General features: G+C 36.5%; 15 protein-coding genes. 4 read left to right on the top strand and 11 right to left on the bottom strand.

Features of this window, described 5'->3' with window-relative positions; genetic code table 11:
• Positions 1 to 84 precede the first annotated feature (84 nt).
• The 7 genes from dacB to BBI01_RS06180 form a co-directional block, all read right to left on the bottom strand.
• Positions 85 to 1,554 (bottom strand): D-alanyl-D-alanine carboxypeptidase/D-alanyl-D-alanine endopeptidase, encoded by a 1,470-nt coding sequence (gene dacB, locus BBI01_RS06210; RefSeq protein WP_065393804.1) that lies wholly within the window; start codon positions 1,552 to 1,554, stop codon positions 85 to 87.
• Positions 1,555 to 1,715: 161 nt separating this feature from the next.
• A complete protein-coding gene (gene priA / locus BBI01_RS06205) occupies positions 1,716 to 4,163 on the bottom strand; it encodes a replication restart helicase PriA (RefSeq protein ID WP_065393803.1) in 2,448 nt (815 codons plus the stop codon).
• Between the two features lie 84 nt (positions 4,164 to 4,247).
• Positions 4,248 to 5,156: an AEC family transporter gene (locus BBI01_RS06200; protein WP_065393802.1), complete on the bottom strand. Its 909-nt coding sequence runs from the start codon at positions 5,154 to 5,156 to the stop codon at positions 4,248 to 4,250.
• A gap of 184 nt (positions 5,157 to 5,340) precedes the next feature.
• Complete coding sequence (locus tag BBI01_RS06195) at positions 5,341 to 7,821, bottom strand: beta-mannosidase (protein ID WP_065394141.1); 2,481 nt, start codon at positions 7,819 to 7,821, stop codon at positions 5,341 to 5,343.
• 121 nt (positions 7,822 to 7,942) lie between these two features.
• Positions 7,943 to 8,605 carry a copper homeostasis protein CutC gene (locus BBI01_RS06190; RefSeq protein WP_065393801.1) on the bottom strand — a complete coding sequence of 221 codons (663 nt, stop codon included), beginning with the start codon at positions 8,603 to 8,605 and terminating at the stop codon, positions 7,943 to 7,945.
• Positions 8,606 to 8,618: 13 nt separating this feature from the next.
• A complete protein-coding gene (locus tag BBI01_RS06185) occupies positions 8,619 to 9,185 on the bottom strand; it encodes a hypothetical protein (protein ID WP_065393800.1) in 567 nt (188 codons plus the stop codon).
• Positions 9,186 to 9,357: 172 nt separating this feature from the next.
• On the bottom strand, positions 9,358 to 10,362 hold the full coding sequence (locus BBI01_RS06180) for an isoaspartyl peptidase/L-asparaginase family protein (RefSeq protein ID WP_065393799.1): 1,005 nt from the start codon (positions 10,360 to 10,362) through the stop codon (positions 9,358 to 9,360).
• 111 nt (positions 10,363 to 10,473) lie between these two features.
• On the opposite strand from BBI01_RS06180, the gene BBI01_RS06175 reads away from it, so the two are divergent.
• The 4 genes from BBI01_RS06175 to BBI01_RS06160 all read left to right on the top strand — a co-directional run bounded on the left by BBI01_RS06175 (position 10,474) and on the right by BBI01_RS06160 (position 14,231).
• Positions 10,474 to 11,079 carry a Crp/Fnr family transcriptional regulator gene (locus tag BBI01_RS06175; protein ID WP_228393946.1) on the top strand — a complete coding sequence of 202 codons (606 nt, stop codon included), beginning with the start codon at positions 10,474 to 10,476 and terminating at the stop codon, positions 11,077 to 11,079.
• A 221-nt stretch (positions 11,080 to 11,300) separates the two neighbouring features.
• Positions 11,301 to 11,666, top strand: coding sequence for a DUF3302 domain-containing protein (locus BBI01_RS06170; RefSeq protein WP_065393798.1), 366 nt, complete (start codon positions 11,301 to 11,303; stop codon positions 11,664 to 11,666).
• Positions 11,667 to 11,671: 5 nt separating this feature from the next.
• Positions 11,672 to 12,829, top strand: a complete 1,158-nt coding sequence (locus tag BBI01_RS06165; RefSeq protein ID WP_065393797.1) for an HlyD family secretion protein — start codon at positions 11,672 to 11,674, stop codon at positions 12,827 to 12,829.
• 1 nt (position 12,830) lies between these two features.
• Positions 12,831 to 14,231, top strand: a complete 1,401-nt coding sequence (locus BBI01_RS06160) for an efflux transporter outer membrane subunit (RefSeq protein ID WP_065393796.1) — start codon at positions 12,831 to 12,833, stop codon at positions 14,229 to 14,231.
• A 64-nt stretch (positions 14,232 to 14,295) separates the two neighbouring features.
• Here the strand turns inward: BBI01_RS06160 and BBI01_RS06155 are convergent, their stop codons facing one another.
• The 4 genes from BBI01_RS06155 to BBI01_RS06140 form a co-directional block, all read right to left on the bottom strand.
• Positions 14,296 to 14,775 carry a DUF6691 family protein gene (locus tag BBI01_RS06155; RefSeq protein WP_065393795.1) on the bottom strand — a complete coding sequence of 160 codons (480 nt, stop codon included), beginning with the start codon at positions 14,773 to 14,775 and terminating at the stop codon, positions 14,296 to 14,298.
• 23 nt (positions 14,776 to 14,798) lie between these two features.
• Positions 14,799 to 15,362 (bottom strand): YeeE/YedE family protein, encoded by a 564-nt coding sequence (locus BBI01_RS06150; protein WP_065393794.1) that lies wholly within the window; start codon positions 15,360 to 15,362, stop codon positions 14,799 to 14,801.
• A 14-nt stretch (positions 15,363 to 15,376) separates the two neighbouring features.
• Entirely contained in the window at positions 15,377 to 16,792 is a 1,416-nt protein-coding gene (locus tag BBI01_RS06145) for an MBL fold metallo-hydrolase (RefSeq protein ID WP_065394140.1), read from the bottom strand.
• 143 nt (positions 16,793 to 16,935) lie between these two features.
• Entirely contained in the window at positions 16,936 to 17,730 is a 795-nt protein-coding gene (locus BBI01_RS06140; protein WP_065393793.1) for a sulfite exporter TauE/SafE family protein, read from the bottom strand.
• Between the last annotated feature and the right edge of the window lie 130 nt (positions 17,731 to 17,860).

The following is a 17,860-nucleotide window of genomic DNA, read 5'->3' as shown; positions in this document are numbered from 1 at the left end:
TGCAGAAATCTTGTATCATTCAAATATAAAAAAAACCTTTTAATCGTTGATTAAAAGGTTCTTATAATATATAAAATAAACATTTTAAAGTTCCAGAGCAGGCTCCAGAATTTTTTCCATTCTTTTCTTTACCATATCTACAGATCCTGAGTAGTTATTAACCATTAAGGAAAAAACCAAAGTTTTACCGGAATTTGTTTTCAGATATCCGGCTAATGTTTTCACTTTATTCAGAGTCCCTGTTTTAGCAAAAATCTGTCCGTTTCCTTCTCCAAGGAACATTCTTTTCAATGTCCCGGATTGCCCACCAATTGGAAGAGAAGTTAAATAACATCTATAATATTTTTCTTCCATTAAAGATGTTAAGAATTTCACCTGAGAAATAGGAGTTACATTATTACTTCTTGAAAGACCGCTTCCATCGATATAGTTAAGACCTAACATATCAAAACCTGCTTCTTTTAAGTGCTCTGTAACAACTCCTCTACCTGTTTCTGAAGTCTGGTCACCCAATTTCTGAAATCCTACTGTTCTCAACAGAGCTTCCGCCAATGAATTATCACTACGCTGGTTAGTATAATATACAATATCACTTAACGTAGGAGATTTATAAGCAGAAAGCATTTTTCTGTTTTCAGGGGAAGCATCTGTCATTTTAGGCGTTACTTTTCCGGTCACAGGAATTCCGCTTTTCACCAATGTTGTTCTGAAGCTGTTTGCTAAATAAGCTGGAGCTTCAGGAAGTTTTGTTGTTAAAACTCCGTCTCCGTCATACTTTTCAGCATATACCATTTTATGAGCATAAGGTGAAACGTAGAAAAATTTCTTTTCAGTAGAGAAACCACCTTTTTTTACGATCAGTTTTTCATTAGCTGGGTTTATTCCGCTGGTTGTTCCTACAGGCAGATAATAATTATTGTTTTCTAGCCATACAACATTTTCCGGAAGCATTGAAATATTGCCTTTGAAAAGCGCTGTCTGAATAATAATATCACCGTTTACCTTTCTGATTCCCTCACGTGAAAGTCCTCCTATGAAATCTGAAATAATGTCTCTGTAAGACCATGCTCCTGCTTTGTTTGTTCCCAAAGACGGGTCTCCGCTTCCTACAATATAAAGGTTTCCATTTAAAGTACCGTTTTCATCCACTGTCCCTGAATACTCCAATTGAGTCATCCAACGATAATTCTCTCCCAACAGATTCAGTGCTGTTTCTGTGGTCAGTAATTTTGTAGTAGAAGCCGGAACCAATGGGGTACTCTCATTATATGAGGAAATAACCTTCTTTGTTTTCGGATCATACACCACGAATCCCCAGTTTGCATTTTTCAATACAGGGTCCGCCATCATTGTGTTTACATTAATGTCTACAAGTTCTTTAGCCGACAACATCGTTTTCTCCACCACCGAGCTTACGGGTGAAGGAAGATTCAAACTGCTTTTCTGATTGTCGTAATTCTGAGAGTAAAGAACAGTAGAAACGGTAGATTGAGCCAGGAAAAGACCGGAAGCCAACACCGCTGCACTTGAAATATATTTTCTGAAATTTACCATCTATCCTTTTTTTGTTCTATAGTTTGGAGCTTATAGAAAATGATAAGTTAAATCATTCAATAAAAGAGCCAAACACTTAATCAACGTCCAAAAGTAGAAATTATTGTCATATAACGGACCACAGCCGTCTTATAAAAGAGTGTAAAGTTTGTTAAAAATTGTTAAAAATCAACAAAAACGTCTTTTTTAATGCTTTGATAAGCAGTAATTTCGTCAAATTCTTTCAAACTTATCAAAACCATTTGCTTATACCTTTCATAGTTTTTCCCACGAGGTAATTTAAGGAGAATCTGGAACTGATATAAATTATTTAGCCTTGCAATCTGAGCTCTTTCAGGTCCTAAAACGCAGTCTTCAGGAAGATATTTTCTCAGAATAGAACCTAAAAACTGAGATGCACGGTCTACCTTATCATCTCTTCGATGCTTCATCTCGATCATAATAAGCTTGGTAAATGGCGGATAATGAAACTTCTGACGCTCTGTAAGGATATATTTATAGATCTTAGCAGGATTATTCATCTTGATCAGCTGAAATACAGAATGATCAGGATTATAGGTCTGAATCAGGATTTTCCCTTTTCCGGAAACCCTTCCCGCTCTACCGGAAACCTGCGTTATCAATTGATAAGCACGTTCTTCTGCTCTGAAATCCTGTACATATAATAAGGAGTCAGCTTTTGGAATTGCCACCAGTTCAATATGATCGAAATCAAGACCTTTAGAAATCATTTGTGTTCCTACCACGATGTCTGTTTCTCCCTCCTCTATCTTTTCATAAAGCTTTTCGTAAGCAAATTTCTTACGCATGGAATCTACATCCATTCTATCTACCTCATTTTCAGGAAACAGCTTGGAAACTTCTTCATGAATCTGTTCTACCCCCACTCCTCTTTCATTAAGATTCTCGGAATTACATTTCGGGCAGGTTCTCGGTTTTGATGCTCTCTGACCGCAGTAATGGCACTTCATTTCATTGGCTGCTTTGTGATAAGTCATTACAACATCACAATTGGAGCAATAATTAACGTAACCACAGGTCTCGCATTCTACGACATTCGCATAACCACGTCTGTTGTGAAGAACTATTGCCTGGTTTTTATCATTAATTGTTGCTTTAATTGCATCGATAAGCCTGGTTGAAAAATTCCCTGATACGTTTTTAGATTCCTGAGCTTCTTTGAAATTGATCAGTTCATATTCAGGTAAATTTACATTCCCGAATCTTTCTTCCAGGAAAATATATTTCATCTTATCTTTTCTGGCGCGGTAATAACTTTCAACGGAAGGTGTCGCAGATCCAAGAATCACTCCAGCATCGTATAGACTTCCTAATACCAAAGCCGCATCTCTTGCATTAAAATAGGGTGAAACTTCTCTTGGTTTATAAGCGGAATCATGTTCTTCATCCACTACAATCAATCCCAAGTTCTGATAGGGTAAAAACAAAGCATTTCGTGTTCCCACAAGGATACGAATATCATTTTGCTTAATTCGTCGCCACACTTCCACTCTTTCAAAATCAGTCAGTTTCTGATGATAAAAGCCTAGTTGCCTGCCGTATTTTTTTTCAAGCCTTTGAGTAATTTGTTTAGTCAAAGAAATTTCAGGAAGTAAAAACAGAACATTTTTACCATTTCTGATACATTCTTCTATTTTTTCTAAATAAATATGAGTTTTCCCTGATGAAGTTACTCCATGAAGTAATACATTTTTTCCTTCTTGAAATGCTTCGTCAATTTCAGCTTTCGCAGTTTTCTGCTGCTCTGAAAGTTCTTCGATATCTTCAATTTCTCCTTCATAGCTTTCAATTCGGTCTTTCTGCATGAAGTATTCTTCTACAAGACCTTTATCTGCCAGTGCTTTAAAATGAGAACTTCCAAAATAGCCATCCTCAAACAGCTCAGCCTTTTTGATATGAAGATCTGGTTTTTCAGTCTGCTTCTCTAAAATAAAAAGAAACAGATCTTTCTGCTTAGGAGCTTTATTAAGTTTTAAAAGAATTTCTGTAAGATTCTGATTTCCTAAGACCTCATCATTGATCTTTACATAAGCAACTTCTTTTGCCTTATATTTTTCAGCAATTTTCTCATCAATCTCAATATATTGAAGATCTATAAGTGAATTGATGGTTTTGATGATTTCTTTTTTGGGAATAAATGCTTCAATATCGGTAAGATTTACCAACTGTCTTACTTCCAATGCCTGAACCAGATACATTTCATTGACATCGAGGTTTTCGAAATCTATGACAACACCAGGCTTCAATTTCAGATAGGTTTCGCTTTCCAATTTTAAAGAAGAGGGAAAAGCAAGTCTGTAAATCTCACCCAGATTACACAAATAGTAATCGGAAAGCCAGTTCCAGAAATGAATCTGCTCTTCGGGAAGTATTGGTCTTTCATCCAAAATACTGATGACTTCTTTTGCTACAAAATTTTCCGGGGCGTTATCATGAAGTTCAAATACAATTCCCGTATAAATCTTTTTCCCTCCAAATGGCACCAAAACCCGCATTCCCAACTGAATTTGAGACATCAGTTCTTCCGGAACCTTGTATGTAAAGGAACCTTTTAAATTCAGCGGTAAGACAATTTGAGCGTATTGCAAGGGAAATATTTAAAGTGTAAAATTAGATTTTTCCTGAGAGAACTGCAACTTTTGAACTATTTCGATCTTCACAAAACTGAAAATTTAAAAGAAGAATTCTGTGATTTCATACCACATCGCCGAAGTGAAAAATCCTACAATGATACTGACTCCAATGATAAGATTGGTCAGTTTTGTATTCAATCTGAATTGTTCCGCAATGATACTTGAAGTAACTAATGTTGGCATTGCAGCTTCAAAGACTGTAATTTTTGCAACATCTCCTTTTATTCCCAATAATAAAGCCATTCCTAAAACAATTGCCGGAGCAAGAATCAGTTTATAAAGCATGGAAGCCGACATCTGAGGGATCAGTTTTTTCCATCCGTTAAATTTCAACTGTAAACCTACTGAGAATAAAGCTAAAGGGCTCACCGTAGCCGCCAATTTATCAAAAAACGGTTCCGCAACTGTAAAATCGATAAATTGTGACAATACCAAAGCTGAGATACAGCCTATTAATGGCGGAAATGTGATAAGACGCTTTAAAATGAATACCGCACTTACTTTCCCTGACTTACTGCCGCCTTTTACAGCTGCTATAATTCCCAATGTTGAAAGGGCAAAGAACATAGTTTGATCACAAATAATTGCAATGCTTAACAATCCTTCCCCATAAAAAGCACTGATTAACGGAAACCCGATAAAGGATGTATTACTGTAACCGCTTGCCAGCTCTAATGTACTTCTGGACCGCCTTGAATAGCCACGGCTTTTACTGTAAAACATCATATAAATGAAACAGAATACAGAGATTAAAAATGTAGCGGCAATCGGGAAAAGCATTTCCGTTGTCCATTGTACTTTGGGCAGATATTTAAATGAAACTGCCGGTAGAGCAAGATAAAGAATCCAGGTATTGATCCCCTTATGGGCATCCGGGTGGATAGATTTTGTTGCTTTGAATATCATTCCTGCAATAATGCACACTGCAATCAGAACAAAATTTACCATAACTGTAAAGAAATAATGTCCTGCAAAGTTACGGTTGATTTTTGAGGTGAGAATGGAAAATCTCTATTTTTTTGAGAATGATTTTTAATGAGAGTTTTATAGCTATTTCTGTTCATTCAACCCTTATAAGCTTTAGAAACCTATAAGGGTTAATTATTTATAACTATTAATGCAAGTTAATCTCTTAATTATTAAATACATCATTCAAACTCATTACTTCAACATTTTCCAAAGCTTTGGAAAGTGTAATTCTCTTTGAAGTATTGGGTAAAAGATCAAAGAAATTATCACTGAAATGAGCATCACCAATCAGATAAATATCTTTTGCTAAAACATCAGTTGAAACTTCAATTTCCGTTGAAGAGATTTTTTTAATAGTGATATTAGGCTTTGAAAGTTTTAAGTCTTTAGGTTTCTTAAAGAAGAAAAGCTTTTCTAATAAATTCCCATCATTTTGAGAACTGATCTTTAAAACAGCTTTTGATAGATCAAACTTAGACAATTCTGTTTTATTGATGCTAAAAATGTTCTCACTTGTATTGGCTTTTAAATCCTTGATTTTAGCTGATTTCCAAAGTTGTTTTCCTTGAAAATCGATCAACTCAAATTTTGCATCAACTTTTATCTCTTTCAGTAAGTCACTAATAAAGTAAATATCATAGGTTTTATCGGTCTCAGCAACGGAAATCAACACTGGTTCAAAGCTTCTTTTTGCCTGATAATGGAATGCTTTCCAATTTCCAAGATAATCAATAGATGACCACGAAACCACAGGCCAGCAATCATTAAGCTGCCAGTATAAAGTTCCCATATTATAGGGTTTTGCGCGACGATGAGCCTCAATGGCAATCTGCATTCCTCTTGCCTGCAACAATTGGGAGATGTAATTGTATTTCACAAAGCCTGTAGTAGCAGGATAATCGCGTTTCATGTATTCATTGATAATATCCCAGCCTCTGGCGTGTTTTTCATGAGCCTTGATCGTTGGATTTTGTAAATCTAAATCTGATACTCCGGAAAACATTGATTTTGTCGTAGCTAAAGTGGGCATTCCCTGAAAACCGTATTCAGACATGAAACGACCTACTTTTTCATTATAAATCTCAAAAGGCTGTTCTCCCCACCAAACACCCCAATAATGCGAGTCTCCCTGAGTAAGGCTTTCTTTGTTCCCCCATCCTATTGATGGAGAGCTTTCCCAATACAAATTTTTCTCCGGAGCAATATTCTCTTTTAATGTCGCAGGAATTACATCGTGAAAAAGCTTTTTATAGTCGCTCCAAACCTGTAATGAATCTTCTTTTGAATATTTAAACTGTTTCTGGTATCCCCAGTTGACAATAGCTTCATCTATTTCATTGTTTCCGCACCACAAAGCTATGGATGGATGATTTTGAAGCCTGTTAACCTGATCTTTGACTTCTTCTTTTACATTATTCAGAAAATCATTGTCAGCCGGATAAAAACTTCCTGCAAACATAAAGTCCTGCCACACCATGATCCCGTTTTCATCGCAGGCTTTATAAAATTCTTCATCTTCATAAATACCTCCACCCCAGATTCTGATCATGTTCATATTAGCTTCTTTCGCTGCCTTAATTAGTTTCTGGTATTTTTCTTTGGTAATTCTTGGAGAAAAGCTGTCTGCCGGAATCCAGTTTGTACCTTTGATGTATAAAGGGTTTCCATTGACTTTAAAATAAAAGGATTTTCCTTTTTCATCTTTTTCCTGAATAAGCTCGACATTTTTCAAACCATAGGAAACATGAATATCGCGAAGGATCTGTCCTTTACTGCTATATAAAGTAATTTTAGTTCCATATCGGTCAGGTTTTCCTAATCCATTAGGTTGCCATAACTTAGGGTTCTTAATTTTATAGGGTAATGTAATGGTATTTAATCCTTTTGTAAGGTGAAAACGACGTTGTCCTCTGTTTAAATTAAACCATGTATAATATTCTCCATCTTCTTCAGCAAAAATATTCATATTAAAAGAGACCTCAGCCAGAGTATCCGTTAGAGATTTCTGCTGTACCTGAATATTTTTAATTTTTACTTTTTGCCAGAATTCAAGTTTTACATCTTTCCAGATTCCTGCCGTTACCAATCTTGGTCCCCAATCCCAACCAAATTGATACTGTGCTTTTCTTACAAAGCTCCTTGGTGATTCGGGCATTGTAAAGGGAACTTTCTTTGCAAGTTCTTTTCCAGTATTGACTGCGGATTTAAATTTTACCTGTAACAGGTTACTTCCTTGTTTTATATAGTCTTTCACCGGAATTTCCCACTTTCGGAACATATTATCTGTTTTCTCTACCAGTTTTCCATTAAGATAAATCTCTGAAAATGTATCTAATCCGTTAAAAACAAGATCAATATTGGTATATGCAAATTCCTTTGGTGAAACTTCAAAATTGGTTTGATAGTCCCAATCTTCGTTTTCTACCCATTGCACTTTTTTTTCATTTTCATCTTTAAAAGGATCAGGGATAAGTTTATTGGTCATCAGATCCATATGAACCGTACCTGGAACTTTTGCCGGCAGCCAGTTTTTATCTTTTGAATTTTTAAATTGCCAATTCGAGGAAGATAAGCTTCTTTCTGAAAATTGTGCAGAGAGTATACTCTGAATAAAAAGAAAGGTAAAAAGGAAAGTTTTATTCATCAATAATTTTGTTTTTATATTATTGGCTAATGGTAGTTTTGTCATTCCGAGGAACGAGGAATCTCTACAATATTTTGAGATTCTTCGCTACGCTCAGAATGACAAATGAAGTATATAATTATTATTTATTCTTCAATGCAACCACCTCATCAGGGTTTGCAAAAGAGCCACCATCCGTGATCGCAGAAGAATGAAAATATTCGGCTTTGGTAAAGTCTCTTAGCCCTTCAATATTTGAGGAACGAAGCCCTCCGCCGACAAGAATTTCTATTCTTCCATTGGAAAGATTTACCAGTTTTTGCAGATTTTCTTTTCCCTCAGAGACATTAGGTTTCTGCCCGGATGTAAGAATGGTTGTAAAGCCACATTCAATTACTTTTTCAAGAGAATCTTCCAAGTTTCCAGCTCTGTCAAATGCGCGGTGAAAAGTACAAGGAAGTGGTGATGCAAGATCTACTAAAGTCTTATTCTGCTCTACATTGACCTTATCATTTTCATCAAGGATACCAAATACAAAGCCATCAACATTCAAGGATTTTAATGCTGACAAATCTGTTTTCATTTGTTCAAATTCAGTCTCTGAGTAGGTAAAGTCTCCTCCTCTTGGGCGGATCATCACATAAATTGGAATGTTTATTTTTTCTCTAAGCTTTTTGGTAGTTTCAAAATCAGGAGTTGTTCCTCCTTCGCTTAATCCGGCACACAGCTCTATCCTATCTGCTCCGTTTTCAAAGGCAATAAGTGCAGATTCGGGATTAAAACATGCTATTTCTATTTTTGACATTATTTTTTATCTTTTAATTAAATTCAGGAGTGTCTTGCAATACATCAGCAATCAGGAAAGAATTATTCTCCTTACTCAACCTAACTTTGACAGGATATACGGCTTTTAATGCTTTATCATTAAGAATAACATCAAACAAATAATTGTTTTCATTTTCAGAAATCAGCTCGCATTTTGTTACCTGTACCTTATCCCAGTCCTGACCTGCGATTAAGAATCCAACTCCTACCCCTGCTTTTTTAGTATCAAATTTCCCCTTCCATTTATCTTTGAACTCTTGCTCTGTAAGACTTCCGTCAACATCCATATCAACATTCATAGCATCGGTTTTATAGTCGTAATAATCTTTGGTTGTTATTTTCTGCATGTTTTTATCCAGACTACCAAGATCTGATTTAAAGTAATCTTCAATATTTTTTTCTAACCATTTTTTCGCTTCTTCTGATTCCTTTTCCTGAGGCTTCGTTTCCGGAACCACATTTTCTTTCACTTCGGGGTCTGTTTGGGTAACTGCTGCTTCTTTCCTTTCTTCTTTACATCCTATTATTAAAAACAGGGAAGCGATCATCATTCTTTTCATATTCTGTCGGTCTGTGAATTATTTATCTTATTTATTGGTTTACGCAAAGGCGCAATGGATTTTTTATCCTGATGTTGTTTTTAAGGTGCAATAAAATTTAATATTTTTAGTTTTTAGCTACGAATACACGAATGAATTTATTTGTGAATTCATGGCAATAAAAACCTGTATATTATTTTATTGCAAATTCTGGTGTTTCAAGGCGGTTTCCTTTCTGGTCATATACAGCAAAGTTAAATCCGTCCTGAATACAGTAAGAGCCATATTCTCCTTTTTTATTAATGGCAATAAAACCTACCTGAATATCTTTCAGGTTTTTATTTCTCCTCTGATTAATCTTTACAATTCTTTCTACAGCTTCTTTACATGCTTCGTGTGGGTTTCTTCCCTGTCTCATCAATTCCACAACCAGATGCGTTCCCACGGTTCTAATAACTTCTTCACCATGTCCGGTTGCTGTAGCTGCTCCCACTTCATTGTCTACGAACAGCCCTGCACCGATAATTGGGGAATCTCCTACCCTGCCATGCATTTTAAAAGCCATTCCGCTGGTTGTACAGGCTCCTGAAAGGTTTCCTTGAGCATCCAAAGCGATCATTCCAATGGTATCGTGGTTTTCAATATTGGCGATAGGTTTATATTGACTGGTTTTTAACCATTCTTTCCATTCTTTTTCTGATTCGGAGGTGAGAAGATTTTCTTTTTTAAAGCCTTGTGAAAGGGCAAATTGTAATGCTCCGTCTCCTACCAGCATTACGTGAGGTGTTTTTTCCATTACTGCTCTTGCCACAGAAATCGGATTTTTTATATGTTCCAGACACGCTACTGAACCGATATTGTAATTATCATCCATAATACAGGCATCCAGTGTTACTCTTCCGTCTCTGTCAGGTCTGCCACCATAGCCTACGCTTCTTTCTTTGGGATCCAATTCTACAAGACGAACTCCTTTTTCCACCGCATCCAGAGCTTTTCCTCCTTTTCCTAGGACTGTCCAGGCTTCTTCGTTGGCTTTTAATCCGAAATTCCAGGTCGAAAGGACAATCGGCTTAGTGGTAACTTTATGATTATGATTATTTTGGGACAGATCGTTTGCCATTATTTCTAACGGATTCACAGCAAGTGCGGCTGTTGCTATGCCCAATTTTTTGATAAAACTTCTTCGGTTATTGTTCATTGTATCTCAAAATTATAATACTCAACAAATCTAAAAAAAACTTCCATGAAATCCTCAAACCTGTGAAACTAATATCCATGTACTATTTTTTTATTTATCTTTACTGCTGTAATGGATCAATTTAAGACTTTCAGGAATATTGTTTTCTTTCAGGATTTATCTGATGAGGAAATTAACGTTCTGATCAAAATGAGCACTCCAAGACTTCTGCGTAAGAAGGAAAAACTGGTTGTTCCCGGACAGTCTTTCAATCATTTATTCATTCTTTCCAATGGTCTGTTAAGATGTTTCTTTGATGATGAGAATGGTATCGAGACTAATCTTTTTTTACCTTCAGAGAGGGAAGCGGCAATCATGGAAAGTCCGGAATCCTACCTGAACGAAGAGGAAAGAAAGTATACCATTGAAGCCGTAATAGATTCACAGATTTTCCTGTTTAATAAAAGTGAATTTGAGGAAACGGCATTCCAATACAAGGGCATTTATACGATGTATCTGAGGTCTTTAAAACAAATCATCGGTACATTGAAAGTACGTACCGAGCAGTTTTGTTCTTCATCTCCACATTTACGATACGAAGAGTTTCTGGAAAACCGTCCTTTTACTTCTCAAAATGCTAACAGAAAGTACATTGCCAATTTTCTGGGTATTACTCCCAATTCTCTTTCAAGGATGACGGCACGCATTCATAAAAAAAGGAACGAAAGAAAAAAATAACTTAGGAATACTTTTTCTCACTTTATTCGATCTATTTTTGCTTACTGAAAATACTGTTACACAAATCATTAAAAGCAAAATGAGAAAAATATCATTCACAAAACAATATTTATTATAGATTCATCTTTAATCTTCATATAGATTTAAGGTAACCGACCAGCGTTTGATACGGTCTAGTTACCACCTTGTTTACATTCATTATTACCTTATACAATTATATTATGCAAAGAATAACCTTATTTCTCTGCCTGCTACTGTCATGCAATTTTGTTCAGGCATCCACAGGCGGAATGGAAGACAATATAGCTGATGTTGCATCGTGGCTCATTTTACTTGTTTTACCCCTTGCCGGCATTTACCTTTTCTGGAAAGTTCATATCTATCCTGAAAAAGTTGCCGAAAAAAAGAACCACCCTCAGCTTAATGCCATAAAAAGTATGTGCCTCCTTTCCCTTGTTTTTGGAGGCCTTTTATGGCCCGTTGCTCTGATATGGGCAAACTATGACTATGGCAATCAGAAGGAACCTCAGACTCCGAAGGACATTGATGCTACTGAAGAAGAAGAACTCAACACAATTGAAAATTAATAGAAATGTTAGAATTACTTATCGCAATATATGCCGGAATATGCTGGCTTCTCATTAAAAAATTAAAATTAATTCCCTGGACGTTTACCACACAGGTCGTGGTGTATTCTCTTCCTATTTTCGGGTCCATTGCTTTAATATTAAGTCTTAATTATTATTGTCCTATCACTTCTGATGTAAAAGTAGGAAACAGAAGTGTGGATATTACCACCCAGGTTTTGGGAAAGGTAAAGAAAGTATATGTGAGTACGAATCAGGAAGTAAAAAAGGGTGATACTTTATTTGTATTGGACAGAGAACCTTATTTACAGGAAATAAAATCTCTGGAAGCTAAACTTAGCAATATGAAGGCTACCGTAACTTCATATAATACAGATATCTCTGCTTCAAGAAAAAATATTGCCGGATTACAGTCTCAGCTGGATCTTGCCAACAAAAGAGTAACTCAATATAAAGAGCTGGTGGAAGCTGGTGCGGCTAACAGGTTTGATCTTGAGCAGGCTATGACAAATGTTCAGGATCTGCAATCCCGTATCAGTGCGGCGCAATCTCAGCAACAGTCTTTGGAAACAAAGTCTAATGCTTCTTATAACGGAGAAAATTCATCAGTTTCTGAAATTCAGGCAAAACTGGATCAGGCAAAATGGAATCTTTCCCAAACAGTTGTCTTGGCACCTACAGACGGGGTAATTCCTAATGTCCAGTTGAATGAGGGTGCTATCATGGCGCCATTCAAATCTGCATTCGTTTTGATTCAGAAACAGCAGTCTGTGATTGGCTTTTTTGCTCAAAACGAATTGGAATCAGTGAAAAATGGCGACGAAGTTGAGCTAGCTCTTAAAACAGAACCTGGAAAAGTAGTCAAAGCCAAGCTTGAATATGTAATTGATGCTACCAGCCAAGGGATTATGAATAACGCAGGAGGAATGTTGGGTGGAAACGGTTCTACAGCCGGGCTACCTGATACAGCAAGACAATTGCCCGAAACTGATGGAAAGCTTATCGCTAAGTTTGTTCTGGAAGATGATCAAAAGCAACTGACGGTGGGTGCCAGAGGTACAGCGGTTATTTATTCTGATCATATCAAACCTCTTCACCTTATCAGAAAGGTAATGGTTCGTATCAACAGTAAAATTAATTTCATTATTCCTAAACTTCATTAAGATGTATAAAAGATTAATTATACTGGGAGTACTTTCCATAGGGTTAAGCTCATGTATTGGTTACAAAGAGCCTACTAAAGAAGCTCTGGATAATTTGAAGGAAAGCAGTGAAATTGCCTCTCATGTTACGATTCCTGATGAATGGATTTTTGACAGAACAGCCAATGCAAGATCTCTTTCATATGAATGGATTTCCGATCTTAAGACTCCTCAACTGGAAACGCTGATCAAAGATGGAATGCTGTATAATGCAGATCTTGTGATTGCAAAGGAAAAGCTCAACCAGATTGAATTGGCGATGGAAATTGCAGGAACTAATCTTTACCCAAGTGTAAGTGCGGTTGCCAACACATCCAATAATCTGGTAAGTGAAAGCCAGATCAGACGTCTTGCATTAAAAGCAAACTGGGAAATAGATCTTTGGGGAAAGAATAAATCTGCACAAATGGCTAGCACGAGTGATTATTTTTCGGCAAAACACCAGAATATCCTTCTGCATCAGTCTATTGCATCCATGATTGCAAAAGCATATTATCTAAATATTGCAGGAAATATTCAGGAAGATATGATTGAAAGCTATATCCTGAAAACCAAAGAGCTTGAAAGATTATATTCAATTCAGAAAAAAATAGGAACAGCCAATGCAATGGATCTTTCTAATATTGCTGCGGAAATTATTTCTCTGGAGGGATATCTTGAAAAGGTAAAAAATGCAAATATTCAGTCCAGAAGATCTTTGGAACTGCTTACAGGAAAATATCCTGAAGGAAAACTTGCTACCCAGAATTTCTTTACTCCTGTAAAAAATGATATTCCTGCTTCTTTTCCATTAGGGCTTTTAGAGAACAGATCAGATATACAGGCTTATCATTTTCAGATTGAAAAAGCATTTTATGAGGTTCAGCAAGCCAATGCAGCAAGGTTACCTTCTCTTACCATCAGTTCTTCTCTTGGTACAGCCGGAAGTAATGTAGAAGCTATTAATTCGTTATTTTCCAATCCGTTACTGAAAGTAGGCGGTGGATTAGTTTCTCCGATCTTTAATAGTGGGAAACTGAAAAAGAATGTAGAGATAAAAAACTCACAGCAGAAACAGGTTGTTGAGGAATATTCAAAAGCTGTACTGAATGCGCTGAATGAAGTGGAATCATCACTAGCCAATCTGAATTCTGTTGAAAAACAGATTAATTATAACCAAAAAGCTATTCAGGAGCTGAAAAATAATATTGACCTCACCCAAAAACAAATTAAGGTCGGAACGAATAACAGTTTTGTCCTGATCCGAAAGCAAAGAGATCTTCTTAAAAATGAGATGAATCTTATTAATCTCGAACTTCAGGACAGAATGGAGCGCATCAATCTTTATATGGCATTGGGAGCGCAAAACTTCATTTTTTCATAATTTTGTATCTACAAAGCCTGCTGAAATAACATCAGCAGGCTTTTTTTATTATGTATGTTTAATATCAATGAGGTAATTGATCTCTGAAATACCCATACACCCAGGTTCCGGCAATGGCACTCAGAAGCGTAACGGATACAGCTAAAGCTCCGGTTCCGATCTGTGCAAAAAGAGGTCCGGGACAGGCTCCTGTGATTGCCCAGCCAAAACCGAATATCAATCCTCCATAAATTTGCCCCTTACTGAATTTTTTAGGTGTGAAAGTAATAGGCTCGCCGGATATTGTTTTTATATTGAAATTCTTGATCAGCCACACGGAAATCATACCGACCAATACAGCACTCCCGATGATTCCATACATATGAAAAGACTGTAAACGGAACATCTCCTGAATTCTGAACCAACTGATTACCTCTGCTTTCACGAAAATAATCCCGAATATGATTCCTGCAATAAGATATTTCAGATTGTGATACCATTTCTGTTCAGGAATATTTTCATTGCTGCAAACAGTTTCTTCGTAATGGTTTTGCTCTTTTATCATTTTTGTCTGATTTTAAAATTAGGTTACAAGGAAAGAATCATAGGCAGAATAAGGTTTGCCATTATAAAACCTCCGATCATAAAGCAGATGGTTGCTATCAAAGACGGCAGTTGCAGGTTTGAAAGTCCCATGATCGCATGCCCGCTGGTACATCCTCCTGCATAACGTGTCCCGAAGCCTACCAAAAATCCACCTACTACCATCATGATAAACCCTCTAAGGGTAAATAAGCTCTCAAAATTCATTAGCTGAGCAGGAACAAGATTGGTATAATCTGTAATTCCATAACCTGCAAGTTCAGTTTTAAGGTTGGAGTTCACAGTAATTTCGGCTGGATTAAGCATAAAATTGGCAGCAATTATCCCTCCGAAGAAAATTCCGAGTACAAAAAACAGATTCCAGGCTTCTTTTTTCCAGTTATATTTAAAAAAATTGACATTGGCAGGTACGCAGGCTGCACAGATATGTCTTAATGAAGAACTGATTCCAAAGGGCTTATTTCCTATAATCAGTAAAGCTGGAACGGTAAGCCCGATTAATGGACCGGCAATATACCATGCCCAGGGTTCTTTTATTATTTCTAACATATATACTTTTATTTTTAATGGTTTAAAACTTTAGTTTGGCATACAAAATCACTTTTAGGAATAGCTGTGGAAGCAATAGCTTTAAATCCACCCTCAATTTCGGTAAAATTTCGGTAACCTCTTGCCTGAAGAATAGCTGCGGCAATCATACTTCGGTAACCTCCGGCACAATGAAGATAAAAATGTTCTTCGGGTTGTATGGTATGAATCCATTCATTGATATAAGCTAAAGGTTTACTGTAAGCACCATTTACATGTTCCGCGGCATACTCACTTTCTTTCCTTACATCTATAATTTTGACGTCTTTATCTTTTATTTCGTTCTCAAATTGTTCAGCAGAAATACGGTTAACCGAATCTACCTCTTTACCGCTATTCTTCCATGCATCGAAGCCTCCTTTTAAAAATCCTAAGACATGATCAAACCCTACTCTGCTTAATCTGGTCACTGCTTCTTCTTCATTACCCGGTTCAGTTACCAGAACAATGGGCTGATTTACTTCTGCAATAAGAGCGCCTACCCAGGGAGCAAAATCGCCATTCAACCCGATATTGACAGATTGCGGGATAAAGCCTTTGGCAAAATCTGTATTGTTCCTTACATCTAAAATCAAAGCTCCTGAAGCTTCCGCTATTTCCTCAAATTGCTCTGGAACAAGAGCCTGCATTCCGTTTGAAAGTACCTCATCGAAGCTGTGATAGCCATTTTTATTCATCATTACATTCATTCCAAAATAAGCGGGCGGGGGCAAAAGTCCGTCTGTCACTTCTTTAATAAAGCTTTCTTTGTCTTTTTGATTTAAAGCATAATTGGTTTTCTTCTGATTACCAAGGGTATCAACGGTTTCTTTCTGCATATTTTTACCACATGCCGAGCCGGCACCATGAGCAGGATATACTGTAATGTCGTCATTTAAAGGTAAAATTTTATGATATAAACTGTCGTATAATAATCCTGCAAGCTCTTCCTGTGTCATATCCGCTGCTTTCTGAGCCAGATCCGGACGTCCTACATCTCCAAGAAACAAGGTATCTCCGCTGAATAATGCGGTTTCAGTTCCATTTTCATCAATCAAAAGGTAAGATGAGCTTTCCAATGTGTGTCCCGGAGTATGAAGAACTTTAATCTGAATATTCCCTATCCTGAATATCTGATTATCTTTTGCAATAATGGCTTCAAATTCCGGATTTGCTGTGGGACCGTATACGATGGGTGCTTTTGTTTTTTTACTTAAATCTAAGTGACCGCTGACAAAGTCTGCATGAAAGTGTGTTTCGAAAATATATTTTAATACTACTCCATCTTTTTCCAGTCTTTCAATATAGGGTTGAGTTTCTCTTAAAGGATCAATGATGACTGCTTCACCACCTGAAGTGATATAGTACGCTCCCTGAGCCAGACATCCTGTATACATCTGTTCTATTTTCATTGTATTTATTTTTTGATTTTGTTTTCTGATACAAATCTCCGGTTTCCTGATTTCCTGTACAGCTACTTTTGTTACATAGCAGTATTTTGAAGCAGATTTCTTTGTAAAAAAGTTTTCAGAAGGTGAAAAATAACAGATTTTCCTTACAGAAATATTTCCCTGGTGATAATGTAAATTCCCATTACCAGCACAAACCACCCAAATGCGGGTTTCAGTTTTTTACCGTCAATCTTTTTTGACAGTTGTGATCCGATTATGATTCCGGCTATGGCAATGGCAGCAATGGAAAGAAGAAGAGTCCATTCTATATTTACGTTTGTCATAGATGAAGAAAAACCGATTAAGGAATTTAAAGCAATAATTACCAGTGAGGTTCCTATCGCTGTTTTCATCGGCAATTTCAAAAGATTGACCAACGCAGGAATAATCATGAATCCACCTCCGGCGCCTACCAGCCCTGTTAAAATTCCAACAATTGTTCCTTGTCCTACAGCTAATGCAATATTACTTTGAGCTGAGCTATTTTCTGAAATCTCTGCAGAAGTCTTGCTCGTGATCATTTTATAGGAAGCAAAAATCATTAATATTGCGAAGACCAGTAGAAGGAAAATGTTTTTGGTAATAGTAAAATCCTTTATGGTAAGAAGTTCCTCAGAAATTAATGGCAACAGATAGGTTCTTGTTAAAAAGATAGAAATAACTGATGGTACGCCAAAAATCAATGCTATTTTAAAATTGACTAATCCATTTTTAAAGTAAGTTACTGATCCTACCGTACTGCTCACCCCCACAATAAAAAGTGAATATTCTGTTGCCAGAAAGGCATCCATCCCAAAGAGATACACCAATACCGGAACGGTAAGAATACTTCCACCTCCTCCGATCAATCCCAGAGAAATACCAATTAAAACAGATGCTGTATATCCTATTATTTCCATTTTATCATTCAATAATTCTGATTACAAAAATGGGAAGGTTTCGGAAAGGCTACAGCTACTTTTGTTACATAAGAGAATTGATACAAATGGTTAATTGTTTTTTAGAGATAAGAGTTTATTTTCAACCACT

Origin of the sequence: Chryseobacterium artocarpi (assembly GCF_001684975.1) — a bacterium.
Classification (GTDB): Bacteria; Bacteroidota; Bacteroidia; order Flavobacteriales; family Weeksellaceae; genus Chryseobacterium; species Chryseobacterium artocarpi.
This window is presented reverse-complemented; position numbering and strand designations above follow the sequence as displayed.